We start from the raw sequence: 21,159 nt of genomic DNA on the forward strand, positions 1-21,159 counted from the left end.
AGGTCAGGCACGAAAGCCGAGGCCTTCGGCGGCGACCGCCTCCCGGCGGAAGGTTTCGACGACTGACGAGTGGAACCGCAGAGCACGCCCGATGCACTCCAGCTCACTGTCGGGGACATCGGCGTCGCGGACGTCTGTGTCGCGGACATCGGCGGCAGGGACATCGGCGGCGGGGTCGGACGGCCCGCCGGGGGCGGGTGCGGGCTCGGGGCGGTCGGACGGCTTCGGATCCGCGTGTCCCGTCGCCACCGGGCCGTCCCCGACCCCCGGCAGGCTCAGCGTCTCCGTCGCGATCAGGATGTCCACCGCGCCCGCGATGCCGCGGGCGGTGGACTCGGAATAGCCGGCTGCCGTCGCCGCCTGACGGGTGCGGGCGCGGCGGGACGGGCTGAGGTGGGGGGAGAGTTTGAGCAGGCCGTCGTTGATGGTGGCCCGGCGCAGTTCCAGGCGCAGGGCCGCGCCGCTGACCCGGCCCGTTGCCGGGGCGGCCGCCGCGGTGACGGTCAGCATCGCCTGCCACAGGGGCTTCAGGCGCCGGTGGGTGCGGACCAGCCGCCGGCGTTCCTCGACGACCGGGCCGGCCTGTCCTGCGATGAAGCCCACCGCGACCAGTCCCGCCTCGGCGATGGCGAACGGCGGGGCGACGTACGTCGACAGCCAGTCCCCGTCCCGGCCGCTCCAACGGGCCCCGATCGCGGCGAGTTTGGCCGCGTCGAAGATGAGCCCGAGCGCGTAGGCGACCTGGAGGAAGACCACGGCTCGGCGCAGCCAGGTGTCCTCGACCTCCTTGAACCAGGCCCACAGGATGCCCGCCGCGACCACCGCGGACACCATGTGCCCGAGCACGTAGAGCAGCACGAACTCGCGCATCCACGGCGTGTTGGCGTAGTAGGTGTCGAGGTCCCGCAGCCGTTCGGCATGGTGGTCGCCGAGCAGGAAGGTCGTCCACAGCCCGAGGATGATGGCTGCGTAGACCATCCAGACCGTCCGGGTGCGCCGGCGGCGGACCGGGGACGGGGGCTCGCGCCAGGTGATGATCAGCCACAGACAGGCCCCGCAGTAGGCGGTGAGCAGTGAATACACCCACAGCCCGGCGAAGTTGGGGATACCGGTGATCTGGTTGATGCGGTGCAGGTTGCCCGGCGGCAGCGAGCCGAAGACGAGCGCCCCGATACCGAGCAGCAGCGCGGTGGCCCGAAGGATCGGATCCTGCCAGGCCCGCCGCAGCAGCGGCAGCTTGATCACGAAGGCCACCGCGAGCAGTACGGCCGGGACGGCGTAGGCGGTGAACGAACCCGCCAGGTCCCAGCGCATCACGGCCCGCCGATGTTGCCCAGCGAGGACGACAGCCGGCCGGCGAGGGTGTCCTGGGTCGTCCGCCCGGCCGCCGCACCGGGACCGACGACCTTGGAGAACTTCGCCGCCAGCCGCAGCCCGCACTCCTCGGCCTCCCACTCCGCCTCGGCCGCCGCCACCGCGGGCGACCGGGTGGCCACGGCGACCACCTGCTCCCAGGGGATGTCCTCCTCGGCCCGGGACAGCAGCCGGCGCGCCGCGGCGGGCATGCCGCCCGGATAGTGCACGTCCAGCGTCTGGTAGTGGATGTGGCCGATCTCGTGGCCCATGATGACGAACTTGTGCTCGTCCGGGGCCCGGTCCTCGACCACGACGATGTACTCCTCGTCCATGGCGAAGGTGACTCCGGAGACGTCCAGGCCGGGTGGGAAGGTGACGAACTTCAGGCGGACCGGGCGATCCAGCTGCGGGCTGAGTGTGGCGCAGACCGCGTGCAGGAACGCCTTCGGCTCGGTGGGCGGGGTCAGCGTCCTGGCGGTGTCACGGACGAGCCGGTCGAGGAACCGCTTCGGCGATCTCGTCGGCCTGCGGGACATCGGCGATCTGTCGCGGCTCATTCGTCGTCCTCGCGGTCATCGGGCGTGCGGTGACCATAGAGCCGGGAGGGCTGGAACGATACGTTCCTGTATAAGGAACGATTGTTTACAGCCAGCAACCGATCAGGCACGCCCGGCGCCCTTCAGGTCCGCGGCGCTGCCGGCGTCCGCGGACCTCCCGGCCCGCTCGGACGCGATGATCATCTCCGCCAGGTCGGCGAGGGTGGCCAGCTGATGGGCGTTCATCTGCGGTGCGCGGGCGGCCAGTCGGACCAGTCCGCTCTCCCGCAGCCGCAGCAGGGGGTCCGCCTCGGCCTCCAGACACTGCAGTTCCGGCTGCAGTGCCTCGTACAGCGCCTCCTGTTCGTCCGCGGTGAAGAAGCCCGCGGGCAGTCCGAAGAACCGGCGCAGCCGGTCGGTGTGTTCAAGGCTCGGCATACCGCTCTTGCGCCACTCGCTCAGCCACTGCCGGCTGGTTCCGGCGATCCTGGCCAGCTCGTCCAGCGAGTACCGCTTGCCGTCGGGCCTGCGCCGGGTCTCGCGGATGAAGTCCAGTCGCTGGCGCACCCGTTGGGCGAGGCAGGCCTCCGGTGCCCGGCCGCCCGAGAGCAGTTCGACGACGACACCGACGGGGATGCCGGTGCGGTAGGAGAGGCCGGCCACGTCCAGGACCTCCGGCAGCCGGCCGGCCCGGCCGGTCAGCTCGCCGAGGCGCTCCAGCACGTCGGCCAGCGGGGCGTTGGCGTCACTCACCGAGGTCCCCCCTGGGCACATCGTCCGTTCCGTGGCTGAGCTGACGCGAGGCTACCCGGTCGTCCAGGCGCCGACCAGACGTGACAACTCCGGCTGCCGAAATAGGCAGTAATCGTTGACAGTTGAGGGTGCGGTGGGTGAGGATCAGGGCACAGAGAGCAAGATCGACCCGCCCCGGGTGCTGCCTATGGGGGAGCAGCATCCGGGGCGTTCCTCTGTCCGCCTTCTCCCCACGAAGGTGAGCCTCCGATGCCGCAGTGCGTCCTTCTTCTCGGGGCCGGCCGCCGGGCCGCGTACGACGCGTACCCGCTGGCGCGGATCGCGGCGGCCCACCCGGTCGTGCTGGTCGACACCGCCCCGCCCGCCTGGGCGTGCCCCTACCTGGCCGGCCACATCACGGCCGACCCGGGCCAGGAGGCGGCCATCGTCGAGGCGGTCGCGCGCTACGCGTCACGGCACCAGGTCCGCGGCGTGCTGACCTGGGCCGGAGAGCATCTGACCGACGCCGCCCGGATCGCCGACCGATTAGCGCTGCCCGGCCTCTCCTACGAGACCGCCGCGGCCTGCACCGACCCGGCCGCGTTGCGGACGCTGCTCGCCCGGCACAAGATCGCCCCGGCCGGCCGGGAGGACACCGAGGGGCCGCTCGTCTCCGCCGAGACCGTCGTCCTGGACGACGAGGTCCGCATCGCCGCGCTCACCCGTACGACCCCGGGCCCGTCGCCCGCCCGGCAGCCGCTGCGGCACTCCGTGCACGCCCACGACGGCCTGCTGCACAACCCTTTCCTGCGGCACACGGTGGAGCGAACCGTGCGCGCGCTGGGTCTCGCCCACACCGTGGTCCACATCGGTCTGCGCCTCACCGCCCGCGGTCCCCGTGTCACGGACGTGGTGCCGCACCTGCCCGGCGATCTGATCCCGCTGCTGGTCGAGCTGGCCACCGGTGTCGACCTCGCGCGAGCCGCCGCCGCCCTGGCCACCGGCCGGCTCCCGGACGTGGCCCCGACCCGGCAGCGAGCGGCCGCGATCCAGTTCGCCTACCCGGCGGCGACGGGCCGTCTGACCCACCTGGACATGGACCCCGCCGCCGCGTACGAGCCGTCGGCCGAGCGCATGGTCCTCACCCGGCATCCGGGCGACCGGGTCACGGCGGCCTCGCACGCCGCCCAGGCCGACCGCCTCGCGCACTGGGTCGCGGAGGGCGAAACCCCGACAGACTGCGCACACACCCTGCGCCGCATGGCCCGCCACCTGAGCGCCGCCGTCGCTCCGGCGGCCCGGCCGCACGCTGCGTGAGGGGCCACCGCCCGGGACGGCCCCGGCCCGTGACCCCGGTCACGACCCCCGTGTGCCCACAGCCACTCCTCGGCCCGTGCACGGGTGCCGGTAAGGTGGCGGGGTCGTCATCACACCTGTACGGGGGGAAGCCGGTGCAATTCCGGCGCTGACCCTTCCCCAATTCTCGGCTTCGCCCGAACCGGGGAGATCCCGGTCCGTGAGCCCGTCACCCGACGGTGCGCCGGACTGCCCCGCACGGGACGTTGACCGGCTCGCGTGCGCGGCGGCCCGTCGCGTACGGCACCGTCGAGGTTTACGGAGCCGAGCCGCCCGGGGTTCCGGTGCGCTGCCGGTTCCCCGCAGGAGAGGCAGTCGCCGACCATGAACGTCCGCCGCAGTGCCGCGGCTCTCGCCGCCGTAGGCGTGCTGGCCGCAGCCGCGCCCGCCACGGCCGCCGACCCGTCCCCGTCCCCGAAGGTGACGATCCCGTCCGGGCTGTTCGGCAAGGCCGATCCGACGTACGACGGTGTCTGGCGCCAGTCGCTCGCCCTGCTCGCCCAGCGGACCCTCGGCTACCGTCCGGCCACCTCGGCCGTCGACTGGCTGGTCGGGCAGCAGTGCGACAAGGGCGGCTTCGCGGCGTTCCGGGCCGACACCGCCAAGGCGTGCGAGGGCAAGGGCGGCGCCCAGCCCGACACCAACAGCACGGCCGCCGCCGTCCAGGCGCTGCAGGCGCTCGGCGGGCACGACGGCGAGGTCCGCAAGGCGACGGCCTGGCTGAAGTCGATCCAGAACAAGGACGGCGGCTGGGGCTACTCGCCGGGCGCCCCGAGCGACACGAACTCCACCGGCGTCGTCATCGGCGCCTTCGCCGCCGCCGGCCAGGACCCCGCCCAGCTGCGTACCGGGGACAGGACCCCGTACGACCTGCTGGCCAAGTGGTCGCTGCCCTGCGAAGGAGCCGGAGCCGGAGCGCTCCCCTACCAGCCGGACAAGAAGGGCAAGTCGGCCGCCAACGCGGACGCGACGGCGGCCGCGGTGCTCGGTGCGCTCGGCAAGGGGTTCGTGACCGAGGCCGGGAAGGCCCCGGAACAGGGCTACGCCTGCGCCAACTCCGACAAGCCGCTCACCCCGGCCGAGGTGGCCAACAACGCCTCGGCATACCTTTCGGACGCCCTGCACGACGACGGGTACCTGAAGTCCGTCCTGCCCGGCGCCGAGGACCAGCCCGATTACGGCAACACCGCGGACGCGGTCGTGGCGCTCGCGGCGGACGGCTGGGGTGCACAGGCCAAGAAGCCGTACGCCTGGCTGGAGAAGAACGCGGTGAAGTGGGCGCAGCAGAGCGGCCCGGCCGCCTACGCCCAGCTGATCCTCGCCGCGCACGCGGTGGGCGCCGAGCCGCGCACCTTCGGCGGCACTGACCTGGCACGGGCGCTCAACGCCACGGGCCCGGCCCCGAAGGCGGCCACGCACACCGAGGAGTCCGGCAAGCAGAACGACCAGGACTCGGGCACCAACGTGTGGGTGATCGTCGGGGTCGGCCTCGTCGCCGGCATCGGCATCGGCTTCCTGTACAGCGGCCGCCGGAAGAAGCAGCAGCCGTGATCGTCGTCCGCCGTGCCGCGGCCCTCGTGGCCGCCGCGCTCCTCCTCGTCGCCGGTGCCGCCGGGGCGCACGCCGCCGGATACCGCTACTGGTCCTTCTGGGAGCGGGACGGCGGCCACTGGGCGTACGCCACGGAGGGCCCGTCGACGGCCCGTCCCGACGACGGTGCCGTCCAGGGTTTCCGCTTCGCGGTGAGCGCGGACTCCGCGGACGCGAGCCGGCCGCGCGGCACGGCGGACTTCGCGACGATCTGCGCGGGGACGCCCGCGAAGCCGGGCACGAAGCGGGTGGCCCTCGTCATCGACTTCGGCACGGCCGCGGACGCCCCGTCCGGCGAGACCCCGTCGGCCCGCCGTACGGCCTGCGCCCGCGTCTCTCCCGACGCGACGTCGGCCGAGGCCCTGGCCGCGACCGCCAAGCCCCTGCGCTACGACACCAACGCGCTGCTGTGCGCGATCGGCGGCTATCCGCGGAAGGGGTGCGGGGAGCAGGTCTCGGCGGACGGTACGGGGCGCGGGGGGAGCGCCGCGGCGGAGCGGAAGCAGGAGAAGAAGGGGTCCGAGTCCGGCCCTTCGCTGGGGCTGCCGGTCGGTGTGGGTGTGGTCGTGCTCCTGGGCGGAGCGGCGGTGTGGCAGGCCCGGCGGCGCAGGAATGCGTAGCGGCGGTGCGTCGTATCGCCGCCGTGCCGCGGGCCGTTCCGGTGTCCGGGGCGGTGGGGGCCGGCCGCGCAGTTCCCCGCGGCCCGCTGGGGCGCTCGCGGCCGCGCAGCTGCACCCCGGTGCCTGGTGGCTCTGGTCCCTGGGCCTGGGCACGGCGGCCACCCGCACCACCAACCCCCTCCTCCTCGCCCTGCTCATAGCCGCGGCGGGCTATGTCGTGGCCACGCACCGCTCCGCCGCTCCCTGGGCCCGGTCCTACACCGCCTTCGTCAAGCTCGCCGCCGCCGTGCTCCTCGTCCGTCTGGCCTTCACGGTCGTCCTCGGCTCTCCCATCCCCGGCACCCACGTGCTGGTCACGCTCCCCGAAGTGCCTCTCCCCCACTGGGCGCAGGGCATCCGTCTCGGCGGTCAGGTCACCGCGGAAGCCCTTCTCTTCGCCGGCTACAACGGCCTCAAGCTGGCCGCCCTCCTCATCTGTGTCGGCGCGGCCAACGCCCTGGCCAGCCCGGCCCGCCTGCTCAAGTCCCTGCCCGGTGCCCTGTACGAGACGGGTGTGGCCGTGGTCGTCGCGCTCACCTTCGCGCCGCACCTCATCGCCGACGTCCAGCGTCTGCGCGCCGCCCGACGGCTGCGCGGCCGCCCGGACCGGGGGGTGCGGGGCCTGCTCCAGGTCGGACTGCCGGTCCTGGAGGGCGCGCTGGAGCGTTCGGTCGCCCTCGCCGCGGCGATGGACGCCCGCGGCTACGGCCGTACCGCCGACGTTCCCGCCCGGGTGCGCCGTACGACGACCGCGCTCACCCTCGGCGGCCTGCTCGGCGTGTGCGCGGGAACGTACGGGCTGCTCACCGCCGAGGGCGGCACCTACGGGCTGCCGGTGCTGGCGGCCGGCGTCGCCGCCGCGCTCGCGGGCCTGCGCCTGGGCGGCCGCCGCACCCCGCGCACCCGGTACCGCCCGGAGCCGTGGGGTGTGCACGCGTGGCTGGTCGCCGGCTCGGGTGCCGCGGTGGCCGCGCTGCTCGCGCTCGCCTCGGTACGCGATCCGGACGCGCTGGACCCCGGAGTCGTCCCCCTGGTCGCCCCCGCCCTCCCCCTCTGGCCGGCCGCGGCCGTCCTGCTGGCCCTGCTGCCCGCGTTCGTCGTCCCCAAGGACTCCAAGGAGCCGTCGTGATCCGCTTCGAGGAGGTCAGCGTCACCTACGAGGGCGCGGCCGAACCGACCGTCCGGGACGTGGACTTCGAGGTGCCCGAGGGTGAACTCGTGCTGCTCGTCGGCCCGTCCGGGGTGGGCAAGTCGACCGTGCTCGGCGCGGTCAGCGGACTGGTCCCGCACTTCACCGGCGGCACCCTGCGCGGCCGTGTCACGGTGGCCGGCCGGGACACCCGTACGCACAAGCCGCGCGAACTCGCGGACGTGGTGGGCACGGTCGGGCAGGATCCGCTCGCCCACTTTGTGACGGACACCGTGGAGGACGAACTCGCCTACGGGATGGAGTCGTTGGGGCTCGCCCCGGAGGTGATGCGGCGGCGGGTGGAGGAGACCCTGGATCTGCTGGGCCTGGTCGACCTGCGCAACCGTCCGATCGCCACGCTCTCCGGCGGGCAGCGGCAGCGGGTCGCGATCGGCTCGGTCCTCACCCCGCATCCGCAGGTGCTGGTCCTCGACGAGCCGACCTCGGCGCTGGACCCGGCCGCCGCCGAGGAGGTCCTGGCCGTCCTGCAGCGGCTGGTCCACGATCTCGGTACGACGGTGCTGCTGGCCGAGCACCGCCTGGAACGTGTGATCCAGTACGCCGACCGGGTCGTCCTGATGCCCGCTCCGGGCGCCGCCCCGCTCCAAGGTGACCCGGCCGAGCTGATGGCCGTCTCCCCGGTGTACCCGCCGGTGGTGGACCTGGGCCGGCTGGCGGGCTGGACCCCGCTGCCGCTGACGGTCCGCGACGCCCGCCGCCGCGCCGCCGAACTGCAAGAACGCCTGGCCCTGGCCCGGCCGGGCCGCCCGGCCCGGAGCACCGCCGAGGGTCACCGCGGTGCGGCCGCACCCGCCACCGAGGGCCGCTCCCCCGGATCCGCGCCCGCCGCCGAAGCGCGCCCGGACAGCCCCGCCCCCGCCGCCGAAGCGCCCCGCGCGGGCACCCGTGTGCCCGCCCCCCGGCGCCGCCTGTTCCGCCGGGCCGCGGCCACGGTGACCGGCCTCGCCCCCGCCGCTGCCCCGCACATCGCGGAAGTCCGCTCCCTCGCCGTGCGCCGGAGCCGGATCACCGCCCTGCGGCACGTCGATCTGACGGTGGCCGCGGGCGAGACGGTCGCGCTGATGGGCCGCAACGGTGCCGGGAAGTCCACGCTGCTCGGGTCACTGGTCGGGCTGGTGGAGCCCAGCGCGGGAACGGTCCTCGTCGGCGGGGCCGTACCGCACCGCATGCCGCCCCGCGACCTCGTGCGCCGGGTCGGTCTCGTCCCGCAGGAGCCGCGTGACCTGTTGTACGCGGACACGGTGGGCGCCGAGTGCGCGGCCGCCGACCGGGACGCGGGTGCCGAGTCCGGCACCTGCCGGGCCCTGGTGCCCCAGCTGCTGCCGGACATCACGGACGACACCCACCCCCGCGATCTCTCCGAGGGCCAGCGTCTCGCGCTCGCCCTGGCGGTGGTCCTGACCGCCCGTCCGCCCCTGCTGCTGCTCGACGAACCGACGCGCGGTCTGGACTACGCGGCCAAGGCCCGCCTGGTCACGGTGTTGCGCGGGCTGGCCGCCGAGGGGCACGCGATCGTGCTGGCCACGCATGACGTGGAACTGGCGGCCGAGATCGCGCACCGGGTGGTGCTGCTCGCCGACGGCGAACTGATCGCCGACGGCCCGACGGCGGAGATCGTGGTCTCGTCCCCGTCCTTCGCCCCGCAGGTCACCAAGATCCTGGCCCCACAGCCGTGGTTGACCGTGACCGAGGTCCGGGAGGCCCTGGCATGACCGCGTCGCAGACCCGGGTCCGCGCCGTCCGGCTCGGCCCCCGCTCCGTCGCCGCCCTGGTCCTGGTCAGCGCGGTCGGCGTGGTCGCGTTCTGCTGGCCCTTCCTCGCCCCGCCCGCCTCGCAGCTCAGCGCGCACGCCGAGGACGCGCCCTGGCTGTTCGCCGGCCTGCTGGTCCTGCTGGTCGCGGTCGTGGCGGCGACGATCTCCGAGTCGGGTCTGGGCCCGAAGGCGGTCGCCATGGTGGGCGTACTGGCCGCGACCGGGGCGGCACTGCGTCCGATCGGCGCGGGCACGGCCGGGATCGAGCCGATGTTCTTCCTGATGGTGCTCAGCGGGCGGGTGCTCGGGCCCGGCTTCGGCTTCGTCCTCGGCTCGGTGACGATGTTCGCGTCCGCGCTGCTCACGGGCGGGGTCGGCCCGTGGATGCCGTTCCAGATGCTGGCGATGGGCTGGTTCACCATGGGCGCCGGGCTCCTGCCGGGCCAGGTCCGGCTCCGCGGCCGGGGCGAACTCCTGCTGCTGGCGGTCTACGGCTTCCTGGCGGCCTTCGCCTACGGCACGGTCATGAATCTGGCCGGCTGGCCCTTCATGGGCGCCCTGACCTCGAACATCGCCTTCGACCCGCAGGCGGCGGTCCCCGCCAACCTGGCCCGGTTCGTCGCCTACTGCCTGGCCACCTCCCTCGGCTGGGACCTGGGCCGGGCGATCTGCACCGTCGTACTGACCCTGGCCCTCGGCCCGGCACTGCTGCGTGCGCTCCGCCGGGCCACCCGGCGTGCCGCTTTCGAGACCGCGGTCACATTCGACGCTCCCCCTGCGTGAGGGCTCGCATCCACGTCGTCACGTGCCCGGTGAACCACCCCACATGACGCACGTCACCTACGATCCGGGATCGTTGCCCCTTATGTCCGATACATCCCTTCCCACACCCCTTCCGACCTGCACATTGAGACCCAGGACACACAAACGACCTTTCACGCCGATCCGGCCACAACTAGTAAAAGGGGTCATTGCGGACGGGTCCCGGGCCTGGTTCTGTGGACGACGTCGCCAGGCACCACGAACCCGGACGGGTCGCGGCGCCGACGTATACGGCCACCGCACGACGGGTGGCTCCGGCATACGGGGCGATCCCCTGTCCCCGACGCAAGAGGTTCTCCGTGTCCGTCTCCTTCATCCGCCGCATCGCTTCCCCGAAGAAGGCCCTCACCGTCGCCGCCGTGGCCGCCGCCACCGCCGGCATGGCACTGAGCGCGGCGCCCGCCCAGGCCGCGCCCGCTGCGGCCTCCTCCGCCCAGGCGATCGCGCACAAGATGATTCCGGACGCCGCGCAGTTCAACGCGTTCAGCAAGATCGTCGAGCACGAGAGCGGCTGGAACCCGAGCGCCACCAACGGCTCCTCCGGTGCCTACGGCCTCGTGCAGGCCCTGCCGGGCTCCAAGATGGCCTCGGCCGGTTCCGACTGGAAGACCAACCCGGCCACCCAGATCAAGTGGGGTCTGGACTACATGAACTCCCGCTACGGCAGCCCCGCCCAGGCCTGGAGCTTCTGGCAGGCCAACGGCTGGTACTGAGAACGGCCCACGTACGCACGCGAAGGCGGCGGTCCCCGATCCTGGGGGCCGCCGCCTTCGGCGTTCCCGCACGCTCCCGTGCTGAACTGGGGCGGTGAACGCGGATGCGAAGCCGGACGACGCGACGCCGGACGACCCCGAGGCACGCGGTCTGCGCCTGGTGCCGGTCCTGCTGGGGCTGACCGTGGTCAGCGGCCTGATCGACGCCGTGAGCTATCTCGGACTCGGGCACGTCTTCACGGCGAACATGACCGGCAACGTGGTGGTCCTGGGCTTCGCCGCCGCCGGGGCACCCGGCTTCTCCGTGCCGCACACGGCGACCTCCCTGTGCTGCTTCCTGCTGGGTGCGGTGGCCGGCGGCCGGCTCGCGGCGCGCTGCGGCGGCGGATCGAGACGGCGCTGGACCCGGCTGACCCTCGCGGGCGAGACGCTCCTGGTCGGCGCGTCGGCGGCGGTCGCCTTCGCGGCACCGGGCAGGACCGGTACGACGTACGCGCTCATCGCCCTGACCGCCTTCGCGATGGGCCTGCGCAACGCCACGGTCCGCAAGCTGGGCGTGGCCGATCTCACCACGACGGTGCTGACCATGACCCTGACCGGCCTCGCCGCCGACTCCCGGGCCGGCGGCGGCTCCGGCCGCCGCTCCCCGCGTCGCACGGCCTCCGTGATCGCCATGCTCGTCGGCGCCCTGGTCGGTGCGTGGCTGGTGATCCACCAGAACCTGGGCATCGCCTTGCTGATCGCCGCGCTGGCGGCGGGAATCCTGGCGGTGACGGCCTCCGGGCGGGAATGACCAGGGGCCTGGCCTGGCCGGGCGGCGCCGCGGCCCGGATCCCCGGCACATACGAATCACCCAGCGGCCGCGGGGGAGGCAGGAACCGGGCATAGGGACGGGATGTTCCTGCCTCCCTCGGGGTGGGCCGGCGGCGCCGGGAGCCGTCGGCCCCGTTCGGGGGTCAGGCCGTGGTGACCTGGAGTTCCTTGACGCCGTTGATCCAGGCCGAGCGCAGCCGGCGCGGGTCGCCGACCAGGCGCAGCTCCGGCATGGCGTCGGCGATCGCCTGGAAGATCAGGTCGATCTCCAGGACCGCCAAGGACTTGCCCAGACAGAAGTGGGGGCCACCGCCGCCGAAACCGAGGTGGGGGTTGGGATCGCGGGTGATGTCGAAGGCGTCGGGGGACGTGAAGACCTCGGGGTCGTGGTTGGCGGAGGCGTAGAAGAGGCCCACCCGGTCGCCCTTGCGGATCTGCACCCCGCCGAGTTCGGTGTCCTGGGTGGCCGTGCGCTGGAAGGCGTTGACCGGGGTCGCCCAGCGGACGATCTCCTCGGCCGTCGTCGCCGGGCGCGCACGCTTGAAGAGGTCCCACTGCTCGGGGTGGGTGAGGAAGGCGTGCATCCCGTGGGTGATCGCGTTGCGGGTCGTCTCGTTGCCGGCCACCGCCAGCATCAGCACGAAGAAGCCGAACTCGTCGGAGTTCAGGTTGCCCTCGTCCTCCGCCGCCACCAGCGTGGTCACGATGTCGTGGGCCGGGCACTGCTTGCGGTCGGCGGCCATGTTCATCGCGTAGGCGAGGATCTCGGTGGCCGACTCCGCACCGACCTCCTCGGTGATCGCGTACTCGGGGTCGTCGTAGGCGATCATCTTGTTGGACCAGTCGAAGATCTTGGACCGGTCCTCCTGCGGTACGCCGATCAGCTCGGCGATGGCCTGCAGGGGCAGTTCGCAGGCGACCTCGGTGACGAAGTCGAAGGGGCCGGAACGGGCGCGGGCACCCTCGACTATCGCCCGGGCGCGGTTCCGCAGGCGGTCCTCCAGAGCCCGGATGGAGCGTGGTGTGAAGCCGCGCTGCACGATCTGGCGCACCCGGGTGTGCTCGGGCGGGTCCATGTTCAGCAGGATGAACCGCTGGGCGTCTATCGCGTCGCGTTCGATGTGCTCGCCGAAGCGGATGATCGCGGTGTTGAGGGTCGAGGAGAACAGCTCCGGGTGCGTGGAGACGTACTTGACGTCCGTGTGCCGGGTCACGGCCCAGTAGCCGTCGTCGGCGAAGCCCGCGAGGCCGTGCGGCTGCGGGATCCAGCGGACCGGCTCGGTGCGGCGCAGCTCGGCGAACTCCGGGAGGGGCACCCGGTGGTGCAGCAGGTCGGGGTCGGTGAAGTCGAACCCGTCGGGCAGCGCGGGGCAGTGCATCGGCGGCTCCCGTCGTCCGTGCTGACGATCCATCTGACGGTTCATCAGGAATACAGGCTGCCGTGAAGGTAGTAACGGGTTCTACAAGTGGCAAGACATGCGGCGACCCCAATTGCGTGTGTAATTCGTGCAGATCGCGACTTCCGAGGCTGCACGACCCTTGCGACAGTGGACACGATGTCAGCAGACTGCAGACAGAACTAGTACGCGTTCTAGTTCTGCGTGGCGGGCGGGCCGGGACGCCCCTGCGCCGCGCGGGCGACCGAGGAGAGGACGCACCCCCATGGCCGCGGAACCCGTGATCGTCGAAGCCGTACGCACCCCGATCGGCAAGCGCGGCGGCGCGCTCGCCAATCTCCACCCCGCCTATCTGCTGGGCGAGACCTACCGTGAACTCCTCGGCCGCACCGGCATCCCCGCCGACGCGGTCGAACAGATCGTCGGCGGCACGGTGACCCACGCCGGCGAACAGTCCATGAACCCCGCGCGCACCGCCTGGCTGACCATGGGACTGCCGTACGAGACGGCGGCGACCACCGTGGACTGCCAGTGCGGGTCCTCGCAGCAGGCCTCGCACATGGTGGCCAACATGGTCGCCGCGGGTGTGATCGACGTCGGGATCAGCTGCGGGGTCGAGGCGATGTCACGGGTGCCGCTGGGCTCGGGGTCGAAGCACGGGCCCGGGAAGCCCTTCCCGGACGAGTGGAACGTCGACCTGCCCAACCAGTTCGAGGCGGCCGAGCGGATCGCCCGGCACCGCGGGCTGACCCGCGAGAACGTGGACTCGCTCGGCCTGCTCTCGCAGGAGCGGGCGGCCCACGCCTGGGCGGAGGAGCGCTTCAAGCGGGAGACGTTCGCGGTGCAGGTGCCCACTACCGAGGAGGAGCAGCACGCCGGGCAGGGCATGTGGCGCCTCGTCGACAAGGACGAAGGGCTGCGCGACACCTCGATGGAGGCGCTCGCGCGGCTGAAGCCGGTGATGCCGACGGCCGTCCACACGGCCGGGAACTCCTCACAGATCTCGGACGGCGCGGCCGCGATCATGTGGGCCTCCAAGCGGATGGCCCGCGCTCTGAAGCTGAAGCCCCGGGCGCGGATCGTCGCCCAGGCCCTGGTGGGCGCCGACCCGCACTTCCACCTGGACGGCCCCATCGACGCGACGAAGGCCGTGCTCGGCAAGGCGGGCATGTCCCTGAAGGACATCGACCTCGTCGAGATCAACGAGGCCTTCGCGTCAGTGGTGTTGAGCTGGGCCCAGGTCTTCGAGCAGGACCTGACGAAGGTCAACGTCAACGGTGGTGCGATTGCCCTGGGGCACCCGGTGGGGGCGACGGGCGCCCGCCTGATCACCACCGCACTTCATGAACTGGAGCGCGCCGACAAGGAGTTCGCGCTCATCACGATGTGCGCGGGCGGTGGGCTGGCCACCGGGACGATCATTCAGCGGCTGTAGAGGTCCAGCCCAGGAAGCGGGTGAAGGCGGCGGGGTCGATCGTGAGGATCGGTCCCGCCGGGTTCTTGGAGTCTCGGACGGCGATGGTGGCGCAGGGGGCGTCGGCGATCTCCACGCAATCGCCGCCCTGATCACTGCTGTACGACGACTTCAGCCAGGCCAGGCCACCGAGGGGTGCGCACTCGACGCATTCGCCGCCCTGATCGCTGCTGTAGCTGGACTTACGCCAGTTGCTCTCCATAGCGGTCCTCCATCACGCGCCGGATCAACTCCGCCGAGTCTTTGACGGACAGAGCGGCGGCTTGAAGATGATCGTAACGGAGCGAGCAGTCCTTGATGGTGTCCGGATTCGCGGTCGGATGCCCGCTGCCATACCCCTCCGTATAGACGATGGTCGGATCGCCGACGAAGCGTAAGAGGGTGAACGAGCCTGTGAGTCCTGCATGCGCCCCGGCCGAGAACGGCAGGATCTGGACGTTGATCCGAGGGTTGCCCTCGGAGGACAACAGATGAGCCAGTTGGCCGCGCATGATGTCCGCGCCGCCGATCTCCTGGTACAGGGCAGCCTCGCTGAGGATCATCCAGAAGACCGGAGGCTCCTCCTTCTCGAAGATGCGCTGACGCGCCAGTCGTACGGCGGTCCGGTCGTCGAGGTTGGTCTCGTCGATGGTGCCGAGCGTGGCGCGCACGTACGGTTCGGCCTGAAGGAGACCGTGGACCATGCCCATCTGAAAAGTACAGATCTCGGTGGCCCGCGACTCCAACTCCGCCACTTGCCGAAACCAAGCAGGAAGTTGACTCCGCATCACCAGCGTGACGAGCCGGGACAGCAACCCGCCCGTCCCCAGCGCCGCGTCCACCCGCTCGCTGAACTCCGGTGTCGGCAGCTTTCTGGCCGTCTCGATCTGACCGACCAGCGATCCGGTGTAACTGACCACGTCCCCGAGCTGCCGCTGCGTCAGACCGGCCGCTTCTCGATATCGGCGCAGCTCGTAACCGTAGTAGTCGAGCGGCGAGGCGCCCGGGTCGAGGACGTTGATGTGGGTCACGTACGGTCCCCTCTCACAACTCGGCCCACAGCGGGACCCGTTGTATCCGATCCGTAGCCCAGAGTAGTCGCGCGAGGTCAGCCTCGTACCGTGAACCTCAACATTCCCCGGACCCCTCAGTACCGCATGAACCTCACGGTCGGCGAGCACTCCGTGCACCACATCCGCCGGATCGTCCGCTCGCTGCTCGACGAGTGGGAGCTGACGCGGCTGACCGACAGTCTCGAACTCGCCGTCAGTGAGCTGGTCACCAACGTCGTGCGGCATGTACCGGACCGCCGCTGCTCTCTGGTGGTGGTGCGGCAGACGGCAGGGGTGCGGGTGGAGGTGACGGACCGCTGCCCGCACCTGCCCGCCGTCTCCGACGAGTTGGATCCCGATGCCGAGGGCGGACGCGGGCTAGCGCTGCTGGACGCCGTGGTCGACAAGTGGGGCGTGTCGCCCGCGGGGTGCGGTGGCAAGACCGTCTGGTTCGAGTGTGGTGGGGGGCAGGTCCCATTAAAGTGAAGGGGACTTGCGAGGCTCGGGGGACGAGACGATGGCGCGGATAGTCGGTGTGCACGGTGTGGGCAAGCAGCGCCTCGGGAGCAACACGCTGCTGAAGGACTGGGAGCCCGCTCTCGCCGACGGCCTGGAGCGTGCCGGGGGTCCGGCGCTCGTGCGGGGAGATCTCCATGTGGCCTTCTACGGCGACCTGTTCCGGCCGCCCGGCCACACCCTGGCCGTGGGCGACCCGCTGTACACGGCGGAGGACGTCGAGGACGGCATCGAGACCGAGCTGCTGATGGAGTGGTGGGCGGACTGCGCCAGGACCGATCCGGGGGTGCCGCCGCCGGGCGCGGACACGCTGGCGCGGTCGCCGCGTGCCGTGCAGACCGCGCTGCGGGTGCTGCAGCACTCACGCTTCTTCGCCGACGTCTCTCTGCGGGCCCTGGTCCTCGACCTGAAGCAGGTGCGCCGCTATCTGCTGGACGAGGGCCTGCGGAAGGCGGCGCGGGCCAGGGTCGAGGAGGCGATCGGCCCGGACACACGGGTCGTGGTCGCGCACTCGCTGGGGTCGGTGATCGCCTACGAGGCGCTGTGCGCGCGCAGGGACCACCGGGTGCGGGCGCTGGTGACCGTCGGATCGCCGCTGGGCATGCGGATGATCTACGAGCGGCTGCTGCCCGAGCCGGGCGGCTGGCCGGGCGACGCGTCCACACTGCGCTGGACGAACGTCGTCGACGAGGGCGACGTGGTGGCCGCGGTGCGGGACCTGTCGCTGTTCTTCGGCACCGGGGTGCGCGGGAAGGCCGTCCACAACGGCTCGCACGCACATGACGCGACGCTCTACCTCACCGCACGGGAGACGGGCGAGGCGGTGGCTCAGGGGCTGGCGGAGGAGCCGGCATGAGCGACCGCGGATCGCAGGAACCGCGGCGCTTCCTGATCGCCACGGCGGTCGGTCACTACCCGAAGGCACCGCCGGAGCTGGAGTGGGACCGCCCCGGTCTGACCGAGGCCCGCCGCCGGATGGTGGACCTGTTCACCGGCGAACTCGGCTACCAGCACGTCTCCGAACTCGGCCTGAACCCGACCAAGGCCCAACTCCTGCAGGAGCTGCGGGACTTCTGCCGCGCTCCGCAGCGCCGCCCGGACGACATCGTGGCGGTGTACCTCGCGGGCCACGGCGAGGTCCTGGACAGCGGCGAATACGTCCTGCTCACCTCCGACACGGACCCGGACGACCTGTACGACGCGCTGCTGCCGAGCACGCTGGCCCGCAAGATCCTGGCCGGGACGAAGGTACGGCGGCTGCTGCTGATGCTGGACACCTGCTTCTCGGGGCAGGGCGGCAACGAACTCGTCTCCGCCATGGCCAGGTTGAAGAACGACTGGCGGGAGGGGGACGCGGGCCTGGCGGTCGTGACGTCGGCCCAGCCGCGGGAGCTGGCGCGGACCGGGGCCTTCCCGGAGCTGTTCGGGGAGGCGGTGACCAGCCTGGCCACCGCCGGGTACAGCCCCGACCGGCTGGCCCTCGACGCGGTGGTCAACGCCACCCGCACCAATCCCGAACGCCCCGACTTCCAGCACATCGGGCTGGAGATCATCGGACTGACCGGGGAGATCCCGCCCTTTCTCCCCAACGCCAAGCACACCCCGCGGCTGTCCCACACCGACCTGGCTCTCCAACAGGCCGCCGAGTGGGACGAGCAGGACGACAGGCGGGGCGTGGAGTTCCGTACGCGGCTGCTGCGCCGGGCGATGGGGCACCGGGACGAGCACCAGGTGGGATGGTGGTTCTCCGGGCGTCACCGGGCGCTGGAGGACATCACGTCCTGGCTCGCCGAACTGCCCGACGCGCGGCCCGCGTCGGTCGTCACGGGCGGCCCCGGGTCCGGGAAGACGGCGGTCCTCGGGCTGCTGGCGGCGGTGAGCGACCCGGAGTACCGGCGGACGGTGCCGCTGGCGTCACTGGGCCTGACCGGCGCCCAGCTGCCGCCGAAGCGGGCGATCCGCACCGCGGTCTACGCCCAGAACCTCACGGACCAGCAGGTGGTACGGGCGCTGGCGGCGGCCCTGCGCCTGCCGTCGGTGGAGTCGGTGGCCGACCTTCTGAACCACCTCGACGCGGCCCCGCGGTCCAGCCGTCCGCGGGTGATCCTGATCGACGGCCTGGACGAGGCGGTGACGCCGGAGACGCTGTGCGGACAGGTGCTCCGCCCGCTGACGGAACTGGCGGGACCGCGGCTCCGGTTGCTGCTGGGCACCCGGCCGCATCTGCTCCCGTCGCTGGGCCTGCGGCGCGAGGACCACATCGACCTGGACACGCCGCGGTACGCCGACCCGCAGGCGGTCCTCGCCTACACGATCCGCAATCTGCTGGACGCGCACCCCGCCTCCCCCTACGTCCACTGCGACAACGACCGCCTCCGCGGCGTGGCGCACGCGGTCGCCACGGCGGCGGGCCATTCCTTCCTGGTCGCCCGCATCACGGCGGGCACACTGGCAGCGGCGCGGGCGCTGCCGGATCCGGGGGACGCCGCCTGGCGCCGGTCGCTGCCGCGGGCGGCGGCGGACGCGATGCACAGGGACCTGCACCAGCGCTTCGGCGCGGACCGGGCGAGGACGGTCCTGGACCTGCTGCGGCCCCTGGCGTACGCGGAGGGCCAGGGCCTGCCGTGGGAGGACATCTGGGCCCCGGTCGCGTCGGAACTGTCGGGCGTGGCCCGGTACACGAACCAGGACATCCACCGGCTGCGCCGGGACGCGGGCGCGTACATGGTGGAGGCCGTGGAGGACGGGCGGTCGGTGTACCGGCTGTACCACGAGGCGATGGCGGAGTATCTGCGGCAGGGGCAGGACACGGGGGCGGCGCACGCGGCGTTCGCACACGGTCTGCGGCGGGCGGTGCCGTACGGCCTCGACGGTTCGCGGGACTGGGGGCGGGCGCACCCCTACGCGTTGCGCCACCTGGCCACACATGCGGCGACGGCCGGTCTGCTGGACACCGTCCTGGCCGACCCGGACTACCTGGCCCACGCGGACTGCGACCGGCTCGCTCCGCACCTGCTGAAGGCGGAGAGCGAGACGGCACGGCTGCACGCGGCGATCTATCTGACGTCGATCGACGTGCATCGCGGGCTGGACGTGCGGGGGCGCCGGCAGATTCTGGCGGTCAACGCCGCGCGGTTCAATAAACCGGCCGGGATCGAGACATTCAACGGGCAACTGGAAAGCGGCGGTTGGGTGCCGGTCGGCGCCTCCGGCTCGCAGGTGTCGGGGAGCGTGCGACATGTCTTCGTGGGCCACGGCAGCTCCGTGGAAGCTGTGGACTGCGCCCAGCTGAACGGCCGGCCCGTCGCCGTCTCGGGCGGACGGGACAGCACCGTACGGATCTGGGACCTGACCACAGGCCTGCCTGTCGGAGACCCGTTCGTCCACGACAGCGCGGTGTTCGCCGTGGGATGCACGGAGTCGGAGGGCCGCCCGATCGTCGTCACAGGCACCATCGGCGGCACAGTGCGCATCTGGGACCTGGCCACCGGCCGACCCGTCGGAGCGCCGTTCACCGGCCACACGGGCAACGTGGAGCACCTGGCCTGCGCGGAGTCGGAGGGCCACCCGATCGCCGTCACGGGCTCCGTCGACGGCACAGTGCGCGTCTGGGACCTGACCACCGGCCGGCCCGACGGTTCTCCCCTGCCGATGGGGGGCAGTGTGAGCGCGTTGGCCTGCGGCGTACTGGACGGCCGCCCCGTCGCCGTCGTGGGTTCGAGGGGCGGCCTGCTGCGGGTGTGGGACCTGGTGTCCCGGAAGGAGCTGGGGCCGCTGGAGGACGAGCAGTACATCCGGCCCGTGTCCCTGGCATGCACGACCTGGGGGGACCGCACGGTCGCCGTCGGCGGTACGGCGCTGGGGCAACTGCACATCTGGGACCTGGAGACGCGCAGGCAGCTGGGCGAGTGGCGGGGGAAGGGCACGTGGAACCCGGCACTTGTGTGCACGGAACTGGCCGGTCGTCCGGTCGTGATCGCCGCCGCAGGGGATGCCGGAGTACGGATCTGGGATCTGACCACCCACCAGCAGATGGAGCCTTCGCTGCGTGGTCACACCTCCGAGGTCCGGTCGGTGACGGTGTGCACGGCATCGGCAGGAGAACCCGTCGCCGTCACCGGCTCGTCCGACGGCACCGTGCGCGTCTGGGACCTGTCCGCTCGTCAGCTGGTCGGCAGCCCCGTCGTCGCGCACACCAGGACGGTCGGTTCCATGGGCGTCACCACGATGAACGACCGGCCGACCCTGGTCACAGGGTCCGGTGACACGGCACAAGCCTGGGACATGGCCACATGTCGTCCCGTGAGCAAGCCCATGCAAGGTGGGTCGGTGTCCTGCTCCGGACCCGAAGGGCCTCCGGTCACCGTCACCAGTGACCTCTTCACCCTCATGGTGTGGGACCCCAGGACCGGCCTGACCACGAGTCGCCGCATCCCGTCCAGCGGCTTCCACAGCCACGCCTGCACGGTCGTGGACGGCCGCCCGGTCGCGGTCGGCGTCACACGCCGGAGCCACGTGTGGATGTTCGACTGCGCATCGGGGGAGTTCGAGGACCTGTTCACGCCCGACGGCCGCGACAACGTCGAATGGGAAGAGATCACTTGCACGGTCCTGGACGGCCGTGGGGTCGCTGTGCTCGGCTCCAGGAACGGGACCCTGTGGATCTGGGATCTCGCCGGCCGCCACCCCCTCGCGAACCTCCGCGTGCCCGGCTACCGGGCCCATCCTCTGGTGTGCACGACGCTGGACGAACGTCCTGTGGCGGTGATCGGCACCGCGAGCCATGCGGTACAGGTGGTGGACCTGAGCTCCGGCCGTCCGGTCGGACGCCCGATGACCGGGCACACCGGTAGGGTGTCCGCCCTCGCGTGCGCCGAACTGGACGGCCACCCCGTCCTCGTCAGCGGAGCCCTGGACAGGACGGTGCGGATCTGGGACCTGCGGACCGGCACCGCCACGGCGGTCATCCAGGTCCCGGACCAGTGCCGAGCCGTGGCCCTCCACGAATCCGGCCACCTGGCCTGCGCCTTCGGTAACGACGTGGCCGTGTTCGCCCGGCGCTGAGGCCTGTCCGGCCGATCATGCCGGAGTCGCTTCCCGGGCCGCCCGCTCCTCCCCCACGGCCACCGCGGCCGCCGTACGCGCCCGCGGCCCCTGGAAGAGCAGACCCCTGCAGGAAGACGCAGGCGACCCCCCGCTTC

General features: G+C 72.3%; 18 protein-coding genes. 12 read left to right on the top strand and 6 right to left on the bottom strand.

The genetic code is table 11. From position 1 onward, the window contains the following. Nucleotides 1-3: 3 nt before the first annotated feature. From ACIRU3_RS23400 to ACIRU3_RS23410, 3 genes are all read right to left on the bottom strand, one after another. Nucleotides 4-1,314, bottom strand: coding sequence for an MAB_1171c family putative transporter (locus ACIRU3_RS23400; RefSeq protein ID WP_404059484.1), 1,311 nt, complete (start codon nucleotides 1,312-1,314; stop codon nucleotides 4-6). Beyond that, the gene (locus tag ACIRU3_RS23405; protein WP_404059303.1) at nucleotides 1,314-1,913 is read right to left on the bottom strand and encodes a hypothetical protein; all 600 of its coding nucleotides are present in this window, start codon (nucleotides 1,911-1,913) and stop codon (nucleotides 1,314-1,316) included. The genes ACIRU3_RS23400 and ACIRU3_RS23405 overlap by 1 nt, the downstream gene beginning before the upstream one ends. Before the next feature lie 102 nt (nucleotides 1,914-2,015). Then, entirely contained in the window at nucleotides 2,016-2,645 is a 630-nt protein-coding gene (locus ACIRU3_RS23410) for a helix-turn-helix domain-containing protein (protein ID WP_404059305.1), read from the bottom strand. 249 nt (nucleotides 2,646-2,894) lie between these two features. Between ACIRU3_RS23410 and ACIRU3_RS23415 the strand changes: the two genes are divergently transcribed. From ACIRU3_RS23415 to ACIRU3_RS23450, 8 genes are all read left to right on the top strand, one after another. Next, the gene (locus tag ACIRU3_RS23415; RefSeq protein WP_404059308.1) at nucleotides 2,895-3,941 is read left to right on the top strand and encodes a hypothetical protein; all 1,047 of its coding nucleotides are present in this window, start codon (nucleotides 2,895-2,897) and stop codon (nucleotides 3,939-3,941) included. Between the two features lie 363 nt (nucleotides 3,942-4,304). Next, the gene (locus ACIRU3_RS23420) at nucleotides 4,305-5,531 is read left to right on the top strand and encodes a prenyltransferase/squalene oxidase repeat-containing protein (protein WP_404059311.1); all 1,227 of its coding nucleotides are present in this window, start codon (nucleotides 4,305-4,307) and stop codon (nucleotides 5,529-5,531) included. Then, nucleotides 5,528-6,190, top strand: coding sequence for an SCO2322 family protein (locus tag ACIRU3_RS23425; RefSeq protein WP_404059314.1), 663 nt, complete (start codon nucleotides 5,528-5,530; stop codon nucleotides 6,188-6,190). Before ACIRU3_RS23420 ends, ACIRU3_RS23425 begins: the two co-directional genes overlap by 4 nt. Next, on the top strand, nucleotides 6,183-7,358 hold the full coding sequence (locus ACIRU3_RS23430; RefSeq protein WP_404059316.1) for an energy-coupling factor transporter transmembrane component T: 1,176 nt from the start codon (nucleotides 6,183-6,185) through the stop codon (nucleotides 7,356-7,358). Before ACIRU3_RS23425 ends, ACIRU3_RS23430 begins: the two co-directional genes overlap by 8 nt. Then, nucleotides 7,355-9,151 carry an ABC transporter ATP-binding protein gene (locus ACIRU3_RS23435; RefSeq protein ID WP_404059319.1) on the top strand — a complete coding sequence of 599 codons (1,797 nt, stop codon included), beginning with the start codon at nucleotides 7,355-7,357 and terminating at the stop codon, nucleotides 9,149-9,151. The genes ACIRU3_RS23430 and ACIRU3_RS23435 overlap by 4 nt, the downstream gene beginning before the upstream one ends. After that, nucleotides 9,148-9,975, top strand: coding sequence for an ECF transporter S component (locus ACIRU3_RS23440; protein WP_404059322.1), 828 nt, complete (start codon nucleotides 9,148-9,150; stop codon nucleotides 9,973-9,975). The genes ACIRU3_RS23435 and ACIRU3_RS23440 overlap by 4 nt, the downstream gene beginning before the upstream one ends. A gap of 338 nt (nucleotides 9,976-10,313) precedes the next feature. Further along, nucleotides 10,314-10,727, top strand: a complete 414-nt coding sequence (locus tag ACIRU3_RS23445; protein ID WP_404059325.1) for a transglycosylase SLT domain-containing protein — start codon at nucleotides 10,314-10,316, stop codon at nucleotides 10,725-10,727. Nucleotides 10,728-10,821: 94 nt separating this feature from the next. After that, the gene (locus ACIRU3_RS23450; protein WP_404059328.1) at nucleotides 10,822-11,520 is read left to right on the top strand and encodes a YoaK family protein; all 699 of its coding nucleotides are present in this window, start codon (nucleotides 10,822-10,824) and stop codon (nucleotides 11,518-11,520) included. A 163-nt stretch (nucleotides 11,521-11,683) separates the two neighbouring features. On the opposite strand, the gene ACIRU3_RS23455 is transcribed toward ACIRU3_RS23450, so the two are convergent. After that, nucleotides 11,684-12,919, bottom strand: a complete 1,236-nt coding sequence (locus ACIRU3_RS23455) for a cytochrome P450 (protein WP_404059487.1) — start codon at nucleotides 12,917-12,919, stop codon at nucleotides 11,684-11,686. Between the two features lie 283 nt (nucleotides 12,920-13,202). Here ACIRU3_RS23455 and ACIRU3_RS23460 point away from each other — a divergent pair, with 283 nt between their 5' ends. Beyond that, nucleotides 13,203-14,372 (top strand): steroid 3-ketoacyl-CoA thiolase, encoded by a 1,170-nt coding sequence (locus ACIRU3_RS23460; protein ID WP_404059331.1) that lies wholly within the window; start codon nucleotides 13,203-13,205, stop codon nucleotides 14,370-14,372. Here the strand turns inward: ACIRU3_RS23460 and ACIRU3_RS23465 are convergent. Further along, on the bottom strand, nucleotides 14,356-14,613 hold the full coding sequence (locus tag ACIRU3_RS23465) for a DUF397 domain-containing protein (RefSeq protein ID WP_404059333.1): 258 nt from the start codon (nucleotides 14,611-14,613) through the stop codon (nucleotides 14,356-14,358). The two genes, ACIRU3_RS23460 and ACIRU3_RS23465, sit on opposite strands and share 17 nt — an antisense overlap. Beyond that, nucleotides 14,594-15,421 carry a helix-turn-helix domain-containing protein gene (locus ACIRU3_RS23470; protein ID WP_404059336.1) on the bottom strand — a complete coding sequence of 276 codons (828 nt, stop codon included), beginning with the start codon at nucleotides 15,419-15,421 and terminating at the stop codon, nucleotides 14,594-14,596. Before ACIRU3_RS23470 ends, ACIRU3_RS23465 begins: the two co-directional genes overlap by 20 nt. A gap of 126 nt (nucleotides 15,422-15,547) precedes the next feature. Between ACIRU3_RS23470 and ACIRU3_RS23475 the strand changes: the two genes are divergently transcribed. The 3 genes from ACIRU3_RS23475 to ACIRU3_RS23485 are packed head-to-tail and all read left to right on the top strand — an operon-like array spanning nucleotide 15,548 to nucleotide 21,022. After that, nucleotides 15,548-15,928: an ATP-binding protein gene (locus ACIRU3_RS23475; protein WP_404059490.1), complete on the top strand. Its 381-nt coding sequence runs from the start codon at nucleotides 15,548-15,550 to the stop codon at nucleotides 15,926-15,928. Between the two features lie 31 nt (nucleotides 15,929-15,959). After that, a complete protein-coding gene (locus ACIRU3_RS23480; protein ID WP_404059339.1) occupies nucleotides 15,960-16,814 on the top strand; it encodes an alpha/beta fold hydrolase in 855 nt (284 codons plus the stop codon). Next, nucleotides 16,811-21,022 (top strand): caspase family protein, encoded by a 4,212-nt coding sequence (locus tag ACIRU3_RS23485; protein WP_404059342.1) that lies wholly within the window; start codon nucleotides 16,811-16,813, stop codon nucleotides 21,020-21,022. The genes ACIRU3_RS23480 and ACIRU3_RS23485 overlap by 4 nt, the downstream gene beginning before the upstream one ends. Nucleotides 21,023-21,159 lie beyond the last annotated feature (137 nt).

The organism is Streptomyces sp. NPDC101151, from assembly GCF_044768335.1.
In the GTDB taxonomy this organism is placed as follows: domain Bacteria; phylum Actinomycetota; class Actinomycetes; order Streptomycetales; family Streptomycetaceae; genus Streptomyces.

What these genes read in the sequence shown, in the direction of transcription:
- ACIRU3_RS23400 (WP_404059484.1), bottom strand. Translation starts at nt 1,314, where the DNA reads ATGCGCTGGGACCTGGCGGGTTCGTTCACCGCCTACGCCGTCCCGGCC.
- ACIRU3_RS23405 (WP_404059303.1), bottom strand. Translation starts at nt 1,913, where the DNA reads ATGAGCCGCGACAGATCGCCGATGTCCCGCAGGCCGACGAGATCGCCG.
- ACIRU3_RS23415 (WP_404059308.1), top strand. Translation starts at nt 2,895, where the DNA reads ATGCCGCAGTGCGTCCTTCTTCTCGGGGCCGGCCGCCGGGCCGCGTAC.
- ACIRU3_RS23420 (WP_404059311.1), top strand. Translation starts at nt 4,305, where the DNA reads ATGAACGTCCGCCGCAGTGCCGCGGCTCTCGCCGCCGTAGGCGTGCTG.
- ACIRU3_RS23430 (WP_404059316.1), top strand. Translation starts at nt 6,183, where the DNA reads ATGCGTAGCGGCGGTGCGTCGTATCGCCGCCGTGCCGCGGGCCGTTCC.
- ACIRU3_RS23440 (WP_404059322.1), top strand. Translation starts at nt 9,148, where the DNA reads ATGACCGCGTCGCAGACCCGGGTCCGCGCCGTCCGGCTCGGCCCCCGC.
- ACIRU3_RS23455 (WP_404059487.1), bottom strand. Translation starts at nt 12,919, where the DNA reads ATGCACTGCCCCGCGCTGCCCGACGGGTTCGACTTCACCGACCCCGAC.
- ACIRU3_RS23460 (WP_404059331.1), top strand. Translation starts at nt 13,203, where the DNA reads ATGGCCGCGGAACCCGTGATCGTCGAAGCCGTACGCACCCCGATCGGC.
- ACIRU3_RS23465 (WP_404059333.1), bottom strand. Translation starts at nt 14,613, where the DNA reads ATGGAGAGCAACTGGCGTAAGTCCAGCTACAGCAGCGATCAGGGCGGC.
- ACIRU3_RS23475 (WP_404059490.1), top strand. Translation starts at nt 15,548, where the DNA reads ATGAACCTCACGGTCGGCGAGCACTCCGTGCACCACATCCGCCGGATC.
- ACIRU3_RS23480 (WP_404059339.1), top strand. Translation starts at nt 15,960, where the DNA reads ATGGCGCGGATAGTCGGTGTGCACGGTGTGGGCAAGCAGCGCCTCGGG.
- ACIRU3_RS23485 (WP_404059342.1), top strand. Translation starts at nt 16,811, where the DNA reads ATGAGCGACCGCGGATCGCAGGAACCGCGGCGCTTCCTGATCGCCACG.